This is a genomic window from Pseudomonas sp. TWP3-1 (assembly GCF_049896625.1).
Classification (GTDB): Bacteria; Pseudomonadota; Gammaproteobacteria; order Pseudomonadales; family Pseudomonadaceae; genus Aquipseudomonas.
The window spans coordinates 279,458-298,408 of the sequence record NZ_JAFCUQ010000004.1 but is presented as its reverse complement, the minus strand read 5'-3'; the positions used below and the strand labels follow the sequence as shown (position 1 = coordinate 298,408).

General features: G+C 58.5%; 16 protein-coding genes. 6 read left to right on the top strand and 10 right to left on the bottom strand.

What is annotated here, in order from left to right:
- Positions 1–112: 112 nt before the first annotated feature.
- The 6 genes from ACP7BN_RS08430 to kdpF all read right to left on the bottom strand — a co-directional run bounded on the left by ACP7BN_RS08430 (position 113) and on the right by kdpF (position 8,150).
- Positions 113–811, bottom strand: a complete 699-nt coding sequence (locus tag ACP7BN_RS08430) for a response regulator (protein WP_420646627.1) — start codon at positions 809–811, stop codon at positions 113–115.
- Between the two features lie 48 nt (positions 812–859).
- On the bottom strand, positions 860–3,511 hold the full coding sequence (locus tag ACP7BN_RS08425; RefSeq protein ID WP_420651183.1) for a DUF4118 domain-containing protein: 2,652 nt from the start codon (positions 3,509–3,511) through the stop codon (positions 860–862).
- Positions 3,512–3,540: 29 nt separating this feature from the next.
- A complete protein-coding gene (kdpC, locus tag ACP7BN_RS08420) occupies positions 3,541–4,086 on the bottom strand; it encodes a potassium-transporting ATPase subunit KdpC (protein ID WP_426203151.1) in 546 nt (181 codons plus the stop codon).
- A 194-nt stretch (positions 4,087–4,280) separates the two neighbouring features.
- Entirely contained in the window at positions 4,281–6,347 is a 2,067-nt protein-coding gene (kdpB, locus tag ACP7BN_RS08415; protein WP_426203148.1) for a potassium-transporting ATPase subunit KdpB, read from the bottom strand.
- A gap of 10 nt (positions 6,348–6,357) precedes the next feature.
- Positions 6,358–8,052, bottom strand: a complete 1,695-nt coding sequence (gene kdpA / locus ACP7BN_RS08410) for a potassium-transporting ATPase subunit KdpA (protein ID WP_426203145.1) — start codon at positions 8,050–8,052, stop codon at positions 6,358–6,360.
- A gap of 8 nt (positions 8,053–8,060) precedes the next feature.
- Positions 8,061–8,150, bottom strand: a complete 90-nt coding sequence (gene kdpF, locus ACP7BN_RS08405) for a K(+)-transporting ATPase subunit F (protein WP_007899818.1) — start codon at positions 8,148–8,150, stop codon at positions 8,061–8,063.
- A gap of 414 nt (positions 8,151–8,564) precedes the next feature.
- Between kdpF and eat the strand changes: the two genes are divergently transcribed.
- From eat to ACP7BN_RS08390, 3 genes are all read left to right on the top strand, one after another.
- A complete protein-coding gene (eat, locus tag ACP7BN_RS08400; protein ID WP_426203141.1) occupies positions 8,565–9,929 on the top strand; it encodes an ethanolamine permease in 1,365 nt (454 codons plus the stop codon).
- A gap of 130 nt (positions 9,930–10,059) precedes the next feature.
- Entirely contained in the window at positions 10,060–10,227 is a 168-nt protein-coding gene (locus tag ACP7BN_RS08395) for a DUF2897 family protein (RefSeq protein ID WP_426203139.1), read from the top strand.
- A gap of 166 nt (positions 10,228–10,393) precedes the next feature.
- Positions 10,394–10,951 (top strand): TetR/AcrR family transcriptional regulator, encoded by a 558-nt coding sequence (locus ACP7BN_RS08390; protein WP_426203137.1) that lies wholly within the window; start codon positions 10,394–10,396, stop codon positions 10,949–10,951.
- On the opposite strand, the gene fabF is transcribed toward ACP7BN_RS08390, so the two are convergent.
- From fabF to ACP7BN_RS08370, 4 genes are all read right to left on the bottom strand, one after another.
- Positions 10,948–12,222, bottom strand: a complete 1,275-nt coding sequence (gene fabF, locus ACP7BN_RS08385; RefSeq protein WP_426203135.1) for a beta-ketoacyl-ACP synthase II — start codon at positions 12,220–12,222, stop codon at positions 10,948–10,950. The genes ACP7BN_RS08390 and fabF overlap by 4 nt on opposite strands.
- Before the next feature lie 33 nt (positions 12,223–12,255).
- Positions 12,256–13,050, bottom strand: coding sequence for an SDR family NAD(P)-dependent oxidoreductase (locus tag ACP7BN_RS08380; RefSeq protein ID WP_426203133.1), 795 nt, complete (start codon positions 13,048–13,050; stop codon positions 12,256–12,258).
- A gap of 214 nt (positions 13,051–13,264) precedes the next feature.
- On the bottom strand, positions 13,265–13,600 hold the full coding sequence (locus tag ACP7BN_RS08375) for a ComEA family DNA-binding protein (protein WP_426203131.1): 336 nt from the start codon (positions 13,598–13,600) through the stop codon (positions 13,265–13,267).
- Between the two features lie 110 nt (positions 13,601–13,710).
- Positions 13,711–15,705, bottom strand: coding sequence for a polysaccharide biosynthesis protein (locus ACP7BN_RS08370; protein ID WP_426203128.1), 1,995 nt, complete (start codon positions 15,703–15,705; stop codon positions 13,711–13,713).
- 352 nt (positions 15,706–16,057) lie between these two features.
- Here ACP7BN_RS08370 and cysC point away from each other — a divergent pair, with 352 nt between their 5' ends.
- The 3 genes from cysC (at position 16,058) to ACP7BN_RS08355 (ending at position 18,926) form a co-directional block, all read left to right on the top strand.
- Positions 16,058–16,651 carry an adenylyl-sulfate kinase gene (cysC, locus tag ACP7BN_RS08365; RefSeq protein ID WP_426203127.1) on the top strand — a complete coding sequence of 198 codons (594 nt, stop codon included), beginning with the start codon at positions 16,058–16,060 and terminating at the stop codon, positions 16,649–16,651.
- Positions 16,648–18,030 (top strand): FAD/NAD(P)-binding protein, encoded by a 1,383-nt coding sequence (locus tag ACP7BN_RS08360; RefSeq protein ID WP_426203125.1) that lies wholly within the window; start codon positions 16,648–16,650, stop codon positions 18,028–18,030. The genes cysC and ACP7BN_RS08360 overlap by 4 nt, the downstream gene beginning before the upstream one ends.
- Positions 18,031–18,161: 131 nt before the next feature.
- Positions 18,162–18,926 carry an SGNH/GDSL hydrolase family protein gene (locus tag ACP7BN_RS08355; protein WP_426203123.1) on the top strand — a complete coding sequence of 255 codons (765 nt, stop codon included), beginning with the start codon at positions 18,162–18,164 and terminating at the stop codon, positions 18,924–18,926.
- Positions 18,927–18,951: the final 25 nt, after the last annotated feature.

The window sequence follows — 18,951 nt, the reverse complement described above, 5'->3', positions numbered from 1 at the left end:
GCTGGCAAGCCAGCTCCCACAGTGATCGGTGTTTTACACAAATTTCATTCACACCCGAGATACCTGTGGGAGCTGGCTTGCCAGCGATGGCGTCAGTCTGGTCAACGCATAATTACAGGCTGTTCTCACTCATCAAGCGATAACCAACCCCCGCCTCGGTCACGATAAACCGCGGCCGGGTCGGGTCGTCGGCGAGTTTCTGGCGCAAATGCCCGACCACGATGCGCAGGTAATGGCTGTCTTCGGTGTGCGTCGGCCCCCAGATATCCTTGAGCAGTTGCTGCTGGGTAATCACCCGTCCCGGATGCCGCGCCAGTTGCGCCAACACCGCGTATTCCTTGCGCGTCAGGGCCACTTCGACGCCGTCGAGCAGCACCCGCCGATAAGCCAGATCCACCGTCAACGGACCAAAATTCAGCGCCGCTTGCTGCGCCTCTCCGGCCGGTGCCTGACGTAATAAAGCACGCACTCGGGCGAGAAATTCCTGAATGCCGAACGGCTTGGTCACGTAGTCATTGGCGCCGCCATCCAGTGCCTGGACTTTCTGCCCTTCGCTGGCGCGCACCGACAGCACCAGCACTGGCGCCGTTGCCCATTCGCGAAACTCGCGCAACACTTGCTGGCCGTCCATGTCCGGCAAGCCGAGGTCGAGCACCAGCAAATCCGGTTTGTTCAGCGCAGCTTGCGCCAGGCCTTCGGTACCGGTGCCGGCTTCGAGCACTTTGTAGCCTTGGGACACGAGGCTGATGCGCAGAAATTTGCGAATCTGCGGTTCGTCATCGATGACCAAAATGGTCGCGGTCTGGCTCATGAATTCACATCAATGCAAAAGATTGGCAAGAGAGTAGCGCAGGCGCGATCAGGCTTCATCGTCCATTCCCGGTTGTGTCGGCAGCGGCAGGTGCAAGGTGATGCAGGTGCCGTGGCCGTCGATGCCGTCATCGACGCTGATGCGGCCGCCATGCGCACCGACCATGCCCTGACAAATCGCCAGCCCCAGTCCCGTGCCCTGCCCGCCACGATCACCGCGCGCAGCGGTGTAGAACATGTCGAAAATCTTCGCGCGTTCATCGGCGGGAATTCCCGGGCCTTCGTCGCTGACCGAGAAAAACACTTCGCTGTCATCGGCCCCGGCGCGCAGTTGCAGACGGCCATTGAGCGGCGAGAAACGTGCGGCGTTTTCCAGCACATTGACCAGCGCCTGCTCGATCAGCGCGGCGTGCACGAATAGCAGCGGCAACTCGGCCGGCACATCGGTGCTGACCTGCAACGACGCCAACACCGCGCGCAGTCGATTCAGTGCGCTGCCAACGATATCTGCCGGCGACACCCAATCGCGCGCAAGTTTTAGCGCTCCGTGGCCGAGTCGGGTCATGTCCAGCAGGTTTTGAATGTAGCGGTCGAGGCGTTCGGCTTCGTCGCGAGTGCCTTCAAGCAGCTCGCGGCGATCTTCCAGCGGGATTGCTTCACCCAGTGCGAGCAGGCTGTCGATGCTGCCGCGCATCGAAGTCAACGGCGTGCGCAAATCGTGGGAAACGGAGGCCAGCAAGGCGCTGCGCAATTGTTCGGTTTCGCCGTGCAGACGCGCCGCTTCCAGATCATCCGCCAACTGCGCGCGCGCCAGAGCCTGAGCCAATGGCTGACTTAAAGCGGTGAGCAAACGCCGACGCTGGCCGCTCAAAGTCTGGCCTTCTTTGGCGCACACGCCGAGCAGCGCCAGCGGCCCGTCCTCGACCGACAGCGGCCACCACCACCAGCGCCCGAACGGCAAGGTGCCGGTGCCCATGCCTGCCGGTTGATCGTGTTGCCAGGCCCAGTCGGCGGCGGCGCGTTCCGATTCGCTGAATTGCAGCGGCCCACCGGTCTCGACTTTCCAGCCGCCCTGCCCGTCGCGATTGAGCAGGCACAGTTGCAGATCGCTCCAGCCATTGAGGTGCTGCGCGGCGGCGCTGACCACAGCCTGGCGGTCAGTGGCGGCGGTGAGTTTGCGCGACAGATCAAGCAGCTCCGTAGTTTCTTCCTGGGTGTCGCGCAACGCCTGCAATTGCCGACGCTGACGCGCCGCGAGGTTGCCGGTGAGCGCCGCCATCAGCAGGAAAAACAACAAGGTCAGCACGTCTTCTTCGCGCTGAATGCTGAAGGAGAAATTCGGCGGAATGAACAGAAAATCGTAGGTCAGAAACGACAACGCGGCACACGCCAGCGCCGGCCCCAGACTGCTGCGCACCGCCACCAAAAGCACGGCGGCGAGGAACACCAGCGAGATGTTCGGCAGCGGCAAAACACTCGATACCGCCCACGCCAGCGCAGTGGCCAACACTGTCGCCAGCAGCGCCAGCGCGTAGTCGAACCACACCAGCGTCGGCGCGGATCGTGTGCGCGGCTGATGCTGCTCGTGGTCACTGTCGAGGACGTTGATTTCCAGGCCATGCGCCTGTCGCAACAGTCGCGCAGCCAAACCTCCGCCAAACATTCTGCGGCGCAGACTCGGACGCGATTGGCCGACCAGTACCAGACTCGCGCGGCGTTCGGCGGCATGCTGGATCAGGGTTTTTGCCACCTCACCGGCGCGCAGTAAAACCACTTCACCGCCGAGGCGTTCGGCCAGTTGTTGAGCGCTCTGCAAGCGCAAGCGCGATTGCTCGTCGCGTACGGTTCCGTTGTCGACGTGCACCAGACTCCACGGCAGATGTCGACGCTGAGCGACGCGACTGGCATGCCGCACCAGACGTTCGGCATGCGCATCGCCATCGACTCCCACCAGCAAGCGCCCGCGCACCGCTGGCGCCGCTTGACCGAGTTGGCGATAACCTTGCGCCAGATCGTTATCGACTTGCGCGGCGGCGGTCTGCATCGCCAGTTCACGCAATGCGGTGAGGTTGGTCTGAGTAAAAAAGGCATCGATCGCCGCGCGCGCCTGCTCCGGCACGTAGACCTTGCCTTCGCGCAAACGCTCGAGCAATTCGCGCGGCGGCAGGTCGATCAGCAGCAGCTCGAAGGCTTCCTGCAGTACCCAGTCCGGCAGGGTTTCGCGTACCTGCACGCCAGTGATACCGCGCACCTGATCGTTGAGACTTTCCAGGTGCTGGACGTTGACCGTGGTGAACACGTCGATGCCGGCGGACAACAATTCCTGAATGTCTTGCCAGCGTTTGGCGTGGCGGCTGCCGGGGGCGTTGCTGTGGGCCAGCTCATCCACCAGCACGAGTTTGGGTTTGGCCGCGAGCAGTCCGTCGAGATCCATTTCTTCGAGGGTCACGCCACGGTATTCCGAGCGCACCAGCGGCTGTTGCGGCAGACCGCCGAGCAGCGCTTCGGTCTCGGCGCGGCCATGGGTTTCGACCACTCCGGCGATGACTTTCACGCCTTGGCGCAACTGGCTGTGGGCCGCTTGCAGCATGGCGTAGGTCTTGCCCACGCCCGGCGCAGCGCCGAGGAATACCTTGAGCCGGCCACGACCGTCGCGGGGCAGGTCTGCTAACAGCGCATCGGCGCGGCCGGAGTCACTCATGCTTGAAGTTCTCTGTCATTGATCATCGGTTAGAGCTTTTCCAGCGCCATGTTCAACGCCAGCACATTGACCACCGGTGGTCCCACCAGCGGCTGTTCGATATGCGCATCCAGCAACTGCTGCAAGGTCGACACCGGCATATTGCGCGCCGCCGCAACACGCGCCAGTTGATAGGCAATCGCTGCCGGTGGCAAGTGCGGATCGAGGCCGCTGCCGGAGGTGGTCAACAGTGCCAGCGGCACCGGGCCTTGACCGGGAACCTGCAACTTGTTGGCGTCATCGATCACCCGCGTGGCCAGCGCCGGATTGCTCGGTGCCAGGTTGCTCGCACTGCTGGAAACCGTAGCAAAGGCACCGGCCGAAGGCCGCGGATGGAACCATGCATCGCCGACGAAATCCTGAGCGATCAGGGCAGAGCCACGCACCTTGCCTTGAGCGTCGTGGACAAGGCTGCCATTGGCCTGCTCGGGGAACGCGACCTGCGCGACACCGGTGACCACCAGCGGATAGGCAACGCCGGTAACCAGGGTCATCAGCACCAGCAGGCTCAGGGCCGGACGTATCATTGTGGACATTTCAAGATCCTCTTCGAATATTCAACTCTGCATCACCTGTGGCGAGGGAGCTTGCTCCCGCCCGGCTGCGCAGCAGTCGTAAAACCAGTAAATGCGATGTGTCTGGCTATTTGTAGAGGCCGGGTTCGGGGCTACTTCGCAGCCCAGCGGGAGCAAGCTCCCTCGCCACAAAGGCACCTCCCGGCCAACGATCGTCAAACCAGATGCAACGCCGTCAACAGCATGTCGATCGCCTTGATCCCCACAAACGGCACCAGCAATCCGCCCACCCCATAGATCAACAGATTGCGCCGCAACAACGCCGCCGCACTCGCCGCCTGCACTCGAACACCGCGCAGCGCCAGCGGAATCAGCACCACGATGATCAGCGCGTTAAACACGATGGCCGAGAGAATCGCGCTTTGCGGGCTGCTCAAATGCATGATGTTCAACACACCGAGCTGCGGATAAATCGCGGCAAACAGCGCCGGCAGAATCGCGAAGTATTTGGCGACGTCGTTGGCGATGGAAAAGGTCGTCAGCGCGCCACGGGTGACCAGCAATTCCTTGCCGATCTGCACCACGTCCAGCAACTTGGTCGGGTCGCTGTCGAGGTCGACCATGTTCGCCGCTTCGCGCGCCGCTTGCGTGCCGTCGTTCATCGCCATGCCGACGTCAGCCTGAGCCAGCGCCGGGGCGTCGTTGGCGCCGTCGCCGCACATCGCGACCAGCCGACCGTCGTTTTGCTCGAGACGAATCCGTGCGAGTTTCTTCTCCGGCGTGGCTTCAGCCAACACATCATCGACGCCTGCTTCAGCAGCAATTGCGGCGGCGGTCAGCGGGTTGTCGCCGGTGACCATCACCGTGCGAATCCCCAGTTTGCGCAGCTCGGCAAAGCGCTCGCGAATGCCCGGTTTGACCACGTCTTTCAGATGGATCGCGCCGAGCAGTTTGCCGTCGACGCACACCAGCAACGGCGTGCCGCCGCTCTGCGCAATCTTGTCGATTTCCCGCGACAGTGGCGCAGCAAGATCGGCACGGGTCTGACCGATAAACGCCAGCAGCGAATCCACCGCGCCTTTGCGATACACGCGGCCCTGATAGTCGACACCGGACAGCCGGGTTTCGGCGCTGAACGGCACGGCGGTCAGGGTTTCCGGCGACGGTTCCGGTTGTGGATGCAGACCACGCAGGAACTCGACAATCGATTTGCCCTCGGCGGTTTCATCCGCCAGCGAGGCGAACAGCGCGCCTTCGGCCAGATCACGACCGCTCACACCCGGCGCGGCATACACCGCGCTGCAGCGACGGTTACCGAAGGTGATGGTGCCGGTCTTGTCCAGCAACAGCACGTGCACGTCACCCGCCGCCTCGACTGCACGGCCGGATTTGGCGATCACGTTCAGGCGCACCAGACGATCCATCCCGGCGATACCGATGGCCGACAACAGACCGCCAATGGTGGTCGGAATCAACGTCACCAACAGTGCCACGAGGAACACCAGCGGCAGGCTGCCATTGGCGAAGTGGGCGAACGGTTGCAGGGTCACGACCACCAGCAGGAAGATCAGCGTCAGGCCGATCAGCAGAATATCCAGCGCCACTTCGTTCGGGGTCTTCTGGCGTTTGGCGCCTTCGACCAGCGCGATCATGCGGTCGAGCGTCGACTCGCCGGGGTTGGCGGTGATCTGCACCAGCAACCAGTCGGACACCAGTCGCGTATTGCCGGTGACGGCCGAGCGGTCGCCGCCGGATTCACGAATCACTGGCGCGGATTCGCCGGTGATCGCCGCTTCGTTGACTGCCGCGATGCCTTCGATGACTTCACCGTCACCCGGGATCATCTCCCCGGCTTCGACGCGCACCACATCGCCTTTGCGCAGACTTGTTGCCGGCACTACCTGAAAGCTGCCATTGGCCAATTTACGACGAGCACTGAGGCCTTCGCTGCCAGCCTTGAGGCTGTCGGCGCGGGCCTTGCCACGACCTTCGGCCAAGGCTTCGGCGAAGTTGGCGAACAGCACGGTGAACCACAGCCACAACGCGATTTGTGCCGCGACAAAAGCCGGCACAGTTTCGTCGGGAATGAAGCACAGCACGGTGGTCAGAATCGCCGTCAGTTCGACCACCAGCATCACTGGCGAACGCTTCAGCTGGCGCGGATCGAGTTTGACGAAGGCTTGCACCAGCGCCGGGCGCCACAGGGCGCTGATCGCGGTTTTAGGGGCTTCGGCCGACTTGGCAGGCGCCACTGGTTTTGAAGCAGGAACATGCATATTCATGATGGTTTCCTTAGAAGCCCATGCTCAAGTGTTCAGCAATCGGACCCAGCGCCAGCGTCGGCAAAAAGGTCAGGCCGCCCACCAGCAAAATGGTCACGGTCAGCAACGTCACGAACAGTGCGCCGTGGGTCGGGAAGCTGTTCTGGCCAATCGGCGCGGTTTTCTTCATCGCCAGGCTGCCGGCCAGAGCCAGTACCGGGAGGATGTAACCGAAGCGACCGATCAACATGCCCAAGCCCAACATCAGGTTGTGGAACGGCGTGTTAGCACCCAGGCCACCGAACGCCGAGCCGTTGTTGGCGCTGGCCGAGGTGTAGGCATAGAGCAACTGACTGAAACCGTGCGGGCCGGGGTTGCTGATGGCTGCGGCCGGGCCGGGCAGACTGGCGGCTATCGCGCCGAGCACCAGCACACCGACCGGCATCACCAGCAAGGTCACCACCAGCAGTTGCACTTCACGCGCCTGGAGTTTCTTGCCGAGGTATTCCGGGGTACGGCCGATCATCAAACCGGCAAGGAACACCGCAATCAACACGTTGAGCAACATGCCGTACAGCCCGGCACCGACGCCGCCGAAGATCACTTCGCCGACCATCATGTTGACCAGCGCGACCATGCCGCTCAGCGGGTTGAGGCTGTCGTGCATGCCGTTGACCGAGCCGTTCGACGCCGCCGTGGTGGTCACCGACCACAACACGGTAGCGGTGGTGCCGAAGCGTGCTTCTTTACCTTCCAGCGGCGCAGTCTGTTCGACGGCGACGTTGTTCAGTGTCGGGTTTGGCTGAGATTCGGCCCACAGCGAAGTCGCGCCGCCGATGATGAACAGCGCGAGCATGCAAGCGAGGATCGCGCGGCTCTGACGCAGGTCTTTGACGTAGTGACCGAAGGTGAACACCAGCGCCACCGGGATCAGAATGATCGAGCCCACTTCAAACAGGTTGCTCCACGCCGTCGGGTTCTCGAACGGATGCGCCGAGTTGACGCCGAAGAAACCACCACCGTTGGTGCCCAGTTGCTTGATCGCAATCTGACTCGCTGCCGGGCCGAGCGGGATTACTTGATCGACGCCCTGCATGGTCACTGCGTTCACATATTGCGCGAAGGTTTGCGGCACGCCCTGCCACACCAGATACAGCGCCAGCAGCAGACACAGCGGCAGCAATCCATAGAGCGTGGCGCGGGTCATGTCGACCCAGAAATTGCCCAGAGTTTTGGTCGATTTGCGACCAATGCCACGGCACAGCGCGACCAGCACGGCCAGACCGGTAGCGGCGCTGACGAAGTTCTGCACGGTGAGGCCGACCATCTGGCTCAGATAGCTGAGCGTCGCTTCACCACTGTAGGACTGCCAGTTGGTGTTGGTCATGAAACTGACGGCGGTGTTGAACGCCTGCGTCCATTCCTGACCCGGAAGGTTTTGCGGGTTCAGCGGCAGGTGATCCTGGAACAGCAAAATAGTGAACAACAGCAGGAAACCCGCCAGGTTGAACGCCAGCAGCGCCAGCGTGTATTTCTGCCAGCTCTGTTCATCCTGCGGATTGACCCCGGCGACGCGATAGCAACCACGCTCGACCGGCCCGAGGATTGGCGACAGCCACGTGCGCTGACCTTCCATCACCTTGTAGTAAAAGCGCCCGAGGAACGGCGCCGGCAGCAAAACCAGCGCGAAGAACGCGATGATCAGCCAATAGTCATAACTGTGCATAGCCGCTCCTAGTTCCGATCCGCGCGCAACAGCGCAACCAACAGATAAATGAACAGCCCCACTGCAAGCAGCAGTGACACCCCGTCCAGAACGCTCATGGAAGATCTCCGTGTTACGGCGTATTGCCGCGTGTGGGGGCATTGTCGGAAAGGAGGCTGTAAAGGAACGAGAGCGAGGGGTGCGGCGGGACATAAAGAAAGCGTAAAGAGTGGGTTTACGCGCGGTTTACGGCGGTGTTTGCACGGGCCTCATCGCTGGCAAGCCAGCTCCCACAGGTTTCTCCGGAGAACATAATATTTGTGCACAACACGGGTCACTGTGGGAGCGGGCTTGCCCGCGATGACGGCGGTACTGTCAATATCGCACCCGACTGGCGCATGAAAATCCGCCCTACACCGGTAAACATCCCAGATACGACGGCATTCAACGCATTACGACGCACAAATACAAAATGGCACGCCCACTGCACGCGCCCTCCCCCGAGCTTTCCAAACCGTTCAGGGAGCAAGCGCATGAACACACAACTCAAACCCACACTGGGCACGCTGCACTTGTGGGGTATCGCCGTCGGGCTGGTGATTTCCGGGGAATATTTCGGCTGGAGTTACGGCTGGGGCGTGGCCGGGACGCTGGGTTTTCTGGTGACCTCGTTCATGGTTGCGACCATGTACACCTGCTTCATCTTCAGCTTCACCGAACTGACCACCGCAATTCCCCATGCTGGTGGTCCATTTGCCTATAGCCGCCGGGCATTCGGCGAAAAAGGTGGATTGATCGCCGGGCTGGCGACGCTGATCGAATTCGTCTTCGCCCCACCGGCCATCGCGCTGGCGATTGGCGCCTACCTGAATGTGCAGTTTCCGGCGCTCGATCCGAAGCATGCGGCGGTCGGCGCTTACATCGTATTCATGGGGCTGAACATCCTAGGAGTGAAACTGGCGGCGACGTTCGAGTTGGTGGTCTGCGTGTTGGCGGTGGCCGAGTTGCTGGTGTTCATGGGGGTGGTCGCGCCGGCCTTCAGCTTCAGCAACTTCGCTCTGAATGGCTGGGCCGGTTCGGATGTGTTCGGCGCGCCAGCAATTGCCGGGATGTTCGCGGCGATTCCGTTTGCGATCTGGTTTTTCCTCGCCATCGAAGGCGCGGCGATGGCTGCCGAAGAAGCCAAAGATCCAAAACGCACGATTCCCAAGGCTTATATCAGCGGCATCCTGACTTTGGTCTTTTTGGCGATGGGCGTGATGTTCTTTGCCGGCGGCGTCGGCGACTGGCGCACCTTGTCAAATATCAACGATCCACTGCCGCAGGCGATGAAAACCGTGGTCGGCGACAATTCCGGTTGGCTGCACATGCTGGTCTGGATTGGCCTGTTCGGACTGGTGGCGAGTTTCCACGGCATCATTCTTGGCTATTCGCGCCAGTTCTTCGCCCTCGCCCGCGCCGGGTATCTGCCGAGCTCGCTGGCAAAACTGTCACGCTTCCAGACGCCGCACCGAGCGATCATTGCCGGCGGCGTGATCGGCATCGCAGCGATTTACAGCGACGGTTTGATCAACCTCGGCGGTATGACCTTGACCGCAGCGATGATCACCATGGCCGTGTTCGGCGCCATCGTGATGTACATCATGAGCATGCTCAGCCTGTTCAAGCTGCGTAAGTCGGAGCCGAACCTGGAACGTACTTTCCGCGCGCCGTGCTATCCGTTGATTCCGATGATTGCGCTGGTATTGGCGGTGGTGTGCCTGGTGGCGATGATTTGGTTCAACACGCTGATCGGACTGATCTTCCTTGGGTTCATGGCGGTCGGTTTCGTTTACTTCATGCTGACCGGACAATCGCGTGCGAATGCACCGGCCGATGCGATGTTGACGGGCGTGTGAAGGGATTTCGGGTATACGGGGTGTAAGCGGCCTAGAATGGAACCACTGCGAATCAGCATCGCTCAAACGTGGTATGCAGCGTCGCACGGCGAAATCCTCGCCCGTCGATCTGCCCTTAAGGAGAGCCGTTATGCCCTGGTATGCCTGGTTGATTCTGGTCGTTGCAATCGGCTCGATCGTTGGCGGTTTGATGATGCTGCGCGACACTGCCACCAAGGTCGAGCTGACCGACGAACAACGCAAACGTATCGCTGAGCGCAATGCTGAAGCGGACGTCAAGGATGCGCAGGATCGCTGAATAAAAAACCCCGCCAGAAATGACGGGGTTTGTTTATGTCGCATTACATGTTTTTCGGTCGGCTTCAGATCGCATTGGACTCATCTGCACGCTTCTAAGAAGTAGAAGTACGGTCACCATTCAATCTTCATTGGTTAAGATGGGGTCCAAGTTGCGGAGAGTTTAAATGCGTTACTCGCAGGATCACAAAGCCCAGACCCATCAACGCATTATCGACGAAGCATCCGCGCGCTTTCGCAAGGATGGCATTGGTGCGACCGGCCTGCAGCCGTTGATGAAGGCGCTAGGGTTGACTCATGGCGGGTTCTATTCGCATTTCAAATCCAAAGACGAGCTTGTGGAAAAGGCTCTGCAAGCGGCCGGCGAACAAGTCGCAGGGTTGTGCGAGCAAATCTTTGCACAGGAAAAGCCGCTGCAAGCGTTCATCGACGCCTATCTGTCCGAATGGCACCAGACCTCGCCGCATGAGGGCTGCCCGTTGCCGACCATTTCTTCGGAGCTGGGGCTGCGCGGTCAAGCGAGCCCGACCAGCGATCAAGTGCTCAACGCTCGTCTGGATCAGATCGAGAATACTCTGGATGGCGAACATACCGCCGACCGGAGCATCGTCATCATGTCGACGCTGGTCGGCGCACTCCTGCTCTCCCGCAGTGTCGCGGATGTGGGGCTTGCCCAACGCATTCTCGATGTCACCCGCGATCACCTGAAAAACTCTGACGACTAGTCCTGCCAACGCTTGAACAGCACGCTGGCATTCACCCCACCGAAGCCGAAACCATTGGACAGCGCATATTCGATTGGCATCGAGCGCGCCCGACCATGGACGATGTCCACGCCAACGCTTGCCGGATCGGGGTTTTCGAAGTTGAGCGTGGGCGGCACGTTTTGATCGCGGATCGCCAACAACGTGAAGATTGCTTCGAGCCCTCCTGCCGCGCCCAACAGATGGCCGGTAGCGGATTTGGTCGAAGTCACCGCAATACTTTTCTTAGTGCCGAACAACGCTTTGATCGCCGCCAGCTCGCCGAGATCCCCGACTGGCGTGGATGTGGCGTGAGCATTCAAATGCTGCACCTGATCCGGTGTAATCCCGGCCTGGGCCAGCGCCAGCTGCATTGCCCGCCGCGCACCACTGCCATCCTCCGGCCCGGCGGTCAGGTGATAAGCATCGGCGCTGGTGCCGTAGCCGACCAACTCCGCCAACGGCTGTGCACCGCGTGCCAAGGCATGCTCCAGCGACTCAATGACCAGCAGGCCAGCGCCCTCGCCCATGACAAAACCGTCACGGCCGCTGTCGAACGGTCGCGAAGCGCGTTCAGGGGTGTCGTTGTAGCCGCTGGACAACGCCCGCGCCGCCGCGAAACCGGCCAGACTCACCCGGTCAATCGCAGCCTCGGCGCCGCCACACACCGCGATGTCGGCTTCACCACTGCGAATCAACCGCGCAGCATCGCCAATCGCTTGGACACCCGCCGCACACGCGGTAACCGGAGCGCCCAACGGGCCTTTGAAGCCATGCTGGATCGAGACGTGACCGGCCGCGAGATTGACCAGAAACGAAGGAATGGTAAACGGTGACAAGCGCCTTGGGCCTCGGCTGTCGGTGGTGCGCACGGCATCGGCAATCGCACCGAAACCACCGACACCCGAGCCGATAATGGTCGCTGTGCGCTCTTGCGCGTGAGCGTCTTCAGGCTTCCAGCCCGCTTGCTCCACTGCCTGGCGAGCCGCTTCCATGGCGAACATGATGAAGCGGTCCATCTTCTTCTGTTCCTTGGGCGGCGTGGCGCGATCCGGATCAAATCCGGCCTCGGCATCTTCTGCGAGCGTCGGCACCACACCACCGACGCGGGTCGGCAGATCGGCGATCACCGCGTCTGGCAAATTGCGCAGCCCCGAACGCCCGGCCAGCAAACGTTGCCAGACTTGCTCGACGCCAGTTCCCAAAGGTGACACCAGGCCCATGCCCGTGACTACTACTCGACGCTGGCTCATCCTGCTGATCCTTCTGACAATTTCAAAGAGGTATTACTTGTAGCGATCGGCCGCGGAACTGCGCGACAGATTCGGCGCCATTACATGCCGAGCGGCAACGAAGGCATGCCACTCGCCCGCATCGGGAAGTGATGGAATGGTGACCAGTTCGCCCTGATCCAGCCCCGCCAGCGAGGCGTCAACCATTTCCCCGGCTTCCATTACCATTTCAGGCGGGATACCGCTGGCGTCAATGCCGGAGCGCTCCCAGATTTCAGTACGGGTTACACCCGGCAACACCGCTTGCAACCGGACACCAGTGCCTTCGAGTTCGGCATTGAGCGATTGCGTGAGGCTCAAGACATAGGCCTTGCTCGCGCTATAGGTTGCGTTGAAGCGCTCGGGAAACAACGCGACTACCGAAGCAATATTGATGATCGTGCCGCGGCCGGCCTTGGCGAAACTCGCTGCGGCCGCTGAAGCCAGCCGGGTGACAGTAGTGATGTTGAGCTGGATGAGCTGCTCGAGTTGGTCCAGATCCGCGTTGGCCAACAGACCGTCGGCGGCGACACCGGCGTTGTTCAATAACAACGTGATGCTGGAATCACTGCGCAGACGTTGCTCGAGTTTGAGCACATCGTCCTTTTGCGTCAGGTCGGCTTTCAGTACTTCCACCTGCACGCCGTGAGACTCGCGAAGTTTGCTTGCGGCGGTCTCCAAACGTTCTTGATCGCGGGCCACCAGCAATAGATCAAAACCACGAGCGGCCAACCGGTCTGCGTAAACCGCGCCGATTCCAGACGAAGCGCCAGTGACGAGGGCCGTACCTTGGGACTGAGCGGAATTCATGGCGATACTCCTGCAATGCTTGAGAAATAAATGGATACCGGACCTACAAGGCTCGCAGGCTGCGGAATTTATTATAGGCATAATCTCACGACTATATGATAGCCGTAATTTTTAAGCACAAGACGAAAGGTCTTGAATCGCAGCCTCCTTTCATAACAGCCAGCAAATAAAAAAGGCCGGTCAATGACCGGCCTCTTGGCGTTGGACAATCAGCTTAGTTCACTTCCAGCTTGTCGCGATTGCGATCCAGGATCGCTTTGCCGATACCTTTGACCTCTAACAGCTCATCCACTGAGCTAAACGGACCGTTTGTATCTCTATATGCAACAATCGCCTGAGCTTTCGCCTCACCCACACCCGCCAGCTCCTTCTGCAAAGTTGCCGCATCAGCGCCGTTGAGATCTACTTTTGCAGTTTGTGCAGGAGCGGCCTGCCCCATCACCAGGGGCGCCTTCGGCACACCTTGGGTCGGCTCGGGCGCCGCAATTGCGGCAATCGAAGCGCTGGTGAGCAAGGCAAAAATCAGGGAATAGAAGTAACCAGTACGCATAAGTGACGCTCCATCATCATTTGAGAAAGCAGCTTTTCCGAAGCTGCTCTTCAAAAGTAGGCCATGGGGGAGGCATGTCAAAAATGCGTGCGTTACAGAATGTGAAACAATCAGGGTTCGAGGCGGCGCTGTTGGTAGATCCAGTCTACGATCTCGCCATCGGGGGTGTAGCCGCTGACGGTTTCCCGGAGGAGCTGGCGGACGCGCGAATAGTCATCTTGTTCGACCGCACTCAGCAGATCGCTCAACCTTGCCTTCAATACTTCCCAGGGCAGGTGATCTTCATTGGCGGACATGATCATCGGATGAGAGGTCGCCGCCACATTGTCACCGATCAACAGCTCTTCGTAGAGCTTTTCACCCGGCCGCAATCCGGTGAACTCGATGGATATGTCGCCTTGAGGATTACGTTCAGACCGAATACTAAGACCTGACAGGTGGATCATTTTCTCTGCCAATTCGACAATCCGTACCGGCTCGCCCATATCCAGAACGAACACATCGCCACCCTGCCCCATTGAGCCTGCCTGAATGACCAATTGCGCGGCTTCAGGGATGGTCATGAAATAGCGCGTGATCTTCGGATGCGTCACCGTCAGCGGTCCACCGGACTTGATCTGACTGTGAAATAACGGAATCACAGAGCCGGACGAACCCAGCACATTACCGAACCGCACCATGGTGAAACGGGTTTTGTTGACGCGGGAAACATTGGACTTGTCGCCGAGCAATACCGGAGCCAGTTCGCGACTGAGAGCCTGCAGCGTCAGTTCCGCAAGACGCTTTGTGCTACCCATGATGTTCGTAGGACGCACGGCCTTATCGGTGGAAATAAGGACAAAATTCGATACGCCCGACTGCAGCGCAGCCTGAGCAGTGTTGAGTGTCCCGATAACGTTATTCAAAACACCTTCAGCGATGTTGTGCTCGACCATTGGCACATGTTTATAAGCTGCGGCATGGTAAACAGTATCGACCTTCCATGTCTTCATCACATCCAACAGCTTGTCTTGATGCCGAATCGAACCGAGTATCGGCAGCAACCTGACCGGCGCCGACTCTCTGCAGCCGCGCGCTTCCAGTTCAGAAAGAATACTGTAAAGGTTGAACTCGCTATGTTCGAAGAGCAAAAGAGTGGTGGGACCGAGTGCAAAAATCTGCCGACACAACTCAGCACCAATCGATCCACCTGCGCCGGTCACCATCACGGTCTTGTTTTTAACGCATAGTTCGAGCAGATCGGGCTGCGCGGGGACCGAATCCCTGCCGAGCAAGTCAGCGATGTCAACTTCCTGAATGTCTTCGACTTTGACTCGACCGCTAGCCAGATCGGTAAAATTCGGAACGCTGCGTACATGAAGGGGAAAGCCTTCCAGCAGATTGAGGATTTCCCGACGTCTTGCCCGGGTGGAAGATGGCAACGCCAGAAGGATCTCCTGCGCCCCTGTCACGTCAATCATTTGTTGTATGTGTTTGGGCTTGTAAACCTGCAGCCCCGAAATGGAACGGTCGGAAATACCAGAATCGTCATCGATGAATGCTACTGGACGCAGCACTCTCCCCATGCGAAGTGCGGCGACCAGTTGATTACCGGCAACACCTGCACCGTAAATTGCAACCTTGGTCAGCCCGTCGTCTCGACTGGTGAAAGGAACGTGCTGTGCCGCTGTGAACCAGTCGCCCATGAAATATTGCCGCAAGCATAGGCGCAGTCCGCCGATGATGACCATGCTCAACCACCAATAGTTGAAGATGATCGACCGAGGAACGACGGATTCATGATTGCTGTACCAGAAAACCACGACAGCCAGTACCAATGAAGAAAGACTGACCGCCTTGACGATAACTATCAGCGCGTCGTTGCCAAAGTAGCGCATGACAGCGCGATACATGCCTAGGCGAATGAAAATGGGAATTGCGATCACAGGTGCACTTGCAAAAAGCCAGATGTGCGCTTTGATCGGGTTGTACATATCGTCGATGCCCAAACGCACAATGAAAGACAGCCACAACGCGAGCCATACAAGTACAACGTCCGTCACCACTTGTAACAATCGCTTTTGTTTGCGAGGCAAACCAAGCAAGAGCATCCGCACATTATCCATTCGCAAGTCAGAGCACGCGGCTCCCTCCTTCTACATTCGAGGTCGGGCATTGTACCCCCAATGCTTGGATTTTCAGCGCATTACTTGGTCCGCATGGCGCCATAAGCCAGTGGAGACGACGGTGCCCCCCGATCAGCACGAGCAATTTGGCCGGAGCATGGCTACAATCCGCCTACCGAAAATGCAAGACGCTCTTGAATTTGCGGGGCGATGACAAGCCCCTTGCTGCCGATAAGCTCCATCGAGACATGCAATGGATCAGAAAAGTAGGGGACATGGAATTCGCCCCAGCTCGCCCAGGCCTCTGATCCAGCAATTATCATTTTCCTATTTCAGTGTTCAACGAGAAATCATGTCCGAAAATCTTGTAGCTAATATCTCTGCCGTCGACGCCGAGCGCCGCAGCATCATAAAAAACCAGACACCTATCGTCATATGGCTAACAGGACTTAGCGGCGCAGGTAAATCATCCATTGCCAACGCTTTAGAGCTGGCACTTTGCAATGAAGGGCGTCATACCTATTTGCTGGACGGTGACAATGTCCGGTTGGGCCTATGTCACGACCTCGGGTTCAGTGACAAGGACCGCATTGAGAACATACGGCGCATTTCCGAAGTAGCCAAACTGTTTACTGACGCCGGACTAATTGTAATAACTGCATTCATTTCACCTTTCGTGCGGGATCGCGCTCTGGCCAGAGACGTAATCGGAAAAGACAAATTCGTCGAAGTCTTTGTCGATACCCCCCTCAATGAGTGTGAACGCAGAGATCCCAAGGGTCTCTACAAAAAAGCTCGCCAGGGACTGATCAAAGATTTCACCGGCATCGACTCTGCTTATGAGGCCCCGGAAAATCCCCAAATCAGGATTTGCACGCTGGAGGATGACCTGGAAACTGCGGCACGGCGCATCATCGACTTCATCAATAAACAACCGCGCACATGAATACTTTAGTCATCATCGGTGCGGGTTTTAGTGGAACCGTCGCCGCCATCGAGTTCTTGCACGCGGCCCCCGAGGGTGCCCGACTCATCATAATCAACCGCTCCGGCGCCATGGCCCGAGGTCTGGCTTACGGCACCAGCAGCTCAAAACATTTGCTGAATGTTCCGGCGGGCAACATGAGCGCTCTCGTAGATGATCCGGACTCCTTTCTGCGCGCCTGCCAACGTTCTTCACCCAGTACCACCTCTGGCTCCTTTGTCCCCAGAAAGCAGTATGGCGAGTATCTCGCCTCTCTTCTGGAAGCCGCGGAAAAACACGCCCTAGGGCGGATCGGTGTCGAACGCATCACTGCAGAAGTCACAGCACTGACGGCGCAGGAGCGGGCTTCACGAGTGGAACTGTCTTGCGGAAAAACAATCTTTGCCGATCACGTCATTCTGGCTTTCGGCCACTTTCCGCCACGCACACCACCTGCACTTGAAAGCATTCTCGACTCTCCACGCTACATTGCAAACCCATGGAGTGCGTCGATTACGGCTGCGCAGAGCAAAGACGCATCAGTGCTCTTACTGGGAAGCGGCCTGACTGCGCTGGATGTCATTTCCACCCTTGAAAAAGCTTCCGATGGCATTCAAATCCACATGCTGTCGCGACGCGGACTTTTACCTCAGCCTCACCGCGTGAGCAAAAGTACGCTACATGCGCCATTGTCTTTTCAGGATGATTTACTGAGCGGCCCAGCGACAGTCCTGAGTTACTTGCGCACAATCAAAAGGCAAATTGCATCCGGGAAAGCAAGCGGTCTTGATTGGCGGGATGTTATCGCCTCAGTTCGTCCGATCACCTCCCAACTCTGGATGCGTCTCCCGATTGAGGAGCGCAGACGGTTTCTTCGCCATCTGCAACCTTATTGGGATGTTCACCGCCATCGCGTAGCGCCAGAAACTTACGAGCTCTTTGAACAGGCGCTGAATCTCAAACAGATCATCCCGATTGCCGGCCGGATTCATTCAGTTGAAACCTGTGGTGAAAAAACATTGATCATTTACCGTCGCCGCGGAAACGAGAAATTGGAAAAACTGGAATTTGACCGCGTGATCAATTGCACGGGGCCAAACTCCAATCCGCACTTGATCAGCGAGCCACTGATTAGGCAGCTGATTACAGACGGCTTGATTTCTATCGATGAACTGGGCCTCGGGGTACAAGTCGATGACAGTCTGGCAGTCCTCGGCAAAACAGGTATGCCGTCCGAATGGCTGAGCTACGTCGGACCGATGCTCAAGGCCAACTTCTGGGAAGCCACAGCAGTACCCGAGTTGCGTTTGTATGCATCAGCCCTCGCCAGAAGAATAGCCAGGAAATTCAGCGCCATTTGATGATGCAGGGGCCAGTTGCCGGGTGCATACAGAACGTCTACTCAGCACGCGGCGCTCCTGTTTTGAACGATTTGAGCGGAAGTCACGGCTCTAATGCAATCGAAAGAACCTTTTCAGGACCTGATCAGATAATGAAGTCTGTACTTGTACTCGGCGATTCGCACGCTTTGGTTTTCAGTTCAGAGCAGATGAAGGCTTTGTTTCCCGAGCAAACATTTGAAGTGATTTCAGTGGGCGGTGCCACTGTGTCGGGATTACAGAACCCGAATTCCGCTACCCAAGCGATGCCGCAGTATCTGGCGGCGCTGCAATCGACTGCGGCTAAAACGGTAATCGTGATGTTGGGAGAAGTCGATACAGGTTTTGTGATCTGGTACCGCGCACAAAAGTACGGGAGCTCCGTGGAGCAGATGCTTGAGCGGGCCGTCGACAATTACCAAAAGTTCCTGATGAGGATCGCGCAATCATTCCATGTGATCTGTATCAGCACCCCGCTTCCGACCATTCGAGATGACATGCAGTGGGGCGATGTCGCTAACTTGCGAAAAGAGGTAACAACGTCTCTGCGCGAGAGAACTCGATTGACCATAAAATTCAATGCACTAATGGAATCGTTTTGCAATCGTCAAGCGATAAGCCATCTGAATCTGGATAAAACTTCCGTCGACGAGATGGGCCGACTCAAAGAAATCTTGCGCAACCCTGATCCTAATGATCATCACTATGAACCAACAGCCCACGCAATGATGATAGCGCCACTTTTGAAACCGTTGTTAAGGCAACACCACTGCACGGAGCGCGAAAGCTTCGAACAAGTTACCGCGACAGGCGAACGGCATACTGAAAAACGCTCCTTCCTCGGCAAGCTCTGCAGACGTCTTCTACGGCAGAAATGAATAAGCCCCGTTGATCACCCAACGG

What these genes read in the sequence shown, in the direction of transcription:
- ACP7BN_RS08390 (WP_426203137.1), top strand. Translation starts at nt 10,394, where the DNA reads ATGCGTTACTCGCAGGATCACAAAGCCCAGACCCATCAACGCATTATC.
- ACP7BN_RS08380 (WP_426203133.1), bottom strand. Translation starts at nt 13,050, where the DNA reads ATGAATTCCGCTCAGTCCCAAGGTACGGCCCTCGTCACTGGCGCTTCG.
- ACP7BN_RS08370 (WP_426203128.1), bottom strand. Translation starts at nt 15,705, where the DNA reads ATGGATAATGTGCGGATGCTCTTGCTTGGTTTGCCTCGCAAACAAAAG.
- ACP7BN_RS08360 (WP_426203125.1), top strand. Translation starts at nt 16,648, where the DNA reads ATGAATACTTTAGTCATCATCGGTGCGGGTTTTAGTGGAACCGTCGCC.
- kdpC (WP_426203151.1), bottom strand. Translation starts at nt 4,086, where the DNA reads ATGTCCACAATGATACGTCCGGCCCTGAGCCTGCTGGTGCTGATGACC.
- eat (WP_426203141.1), top strand. Translation starts at nt 8,565, where the DNA reads ATGAACACACAACTCAAACCCACACTGGGCACGCTGCACTTGTGGGGT.
- ACP7BN_RS08355 (WP_426203123.1), top strand. Translation starts at nt 18,162, where the DNA reads ATGAAGTCTGTACTTGTACTCGGCGATTCGCACGCTTTGGTTTTCAGT.
- fabF (WP_426203135.1), bottom strand. Translation starts at nt 12,222, where the DNA reads ATGAGCCAGCGTCGAGTAGTAGTCACGGGCATGGGCCTGGTGTCACCT.
- ACP7BN_RS08375 (WP_426203131.1), bottom strand. Translation starts at nt 13,600, where the DNA reads ATGCGTACTGGTTACTTCTATTCCCTGATTTTTGCCTTGCTCACCAGC.
- cysC (WP_426203127.1), top strand. Translation starts at nt 16,058, where the DNA reads ATGTCCGAAAATCTTGTAGCTAATATCTCTGCCGTCGACGCCGAGCGC.
- kdpB (WP_426203148.1), bottom strand. Translation starts at nt 6,347, where the DNA reads ATGAATATGCATGTTCCTGCTTCAAAACCAGTGGCGCCTGCCAAGTCG.
- kdpA (WP_426203145.1), bottom strand. Translation starts at nt 8,052, where the DNA reads ATGCACAGTTATGACTATTGGCTGATCATCGCGTTCTTCGCGCTGGTT.
- ACP7BN_RS08395 (WP_426203139.1), top strand. Translation starts at nt 10,060, where the DNA reads ATGCCCTGGTATGCCTGGTTGATTCTGGTCGTTGCAATCGGCTCGATC.
- ACP7BN_RS08425 (WP_420651183.1), bottom strand. Translation starts at nt 3,511, where the DNA reads ATGAGTGACTCCGGCCGCGCCGATGCGCTGTTAGCAGACCTGCCCCGC.
- kdpF (WP_007899818.1), bottom strand. Translation starts at nt 8,150, where the DNA reads ATGAGCGTTCTGGACGGGGTGTCACTGCTGCTTGCAGTGGGGCTGTTC.
- ACP7BN_RS08430 (WP_420646627.1), bottom strand. Translation starts at nt 811, where the DNA reads ATGAGCCAGACCGCGACCATTTTGGTCATCGATGACGAACCGCAGATT.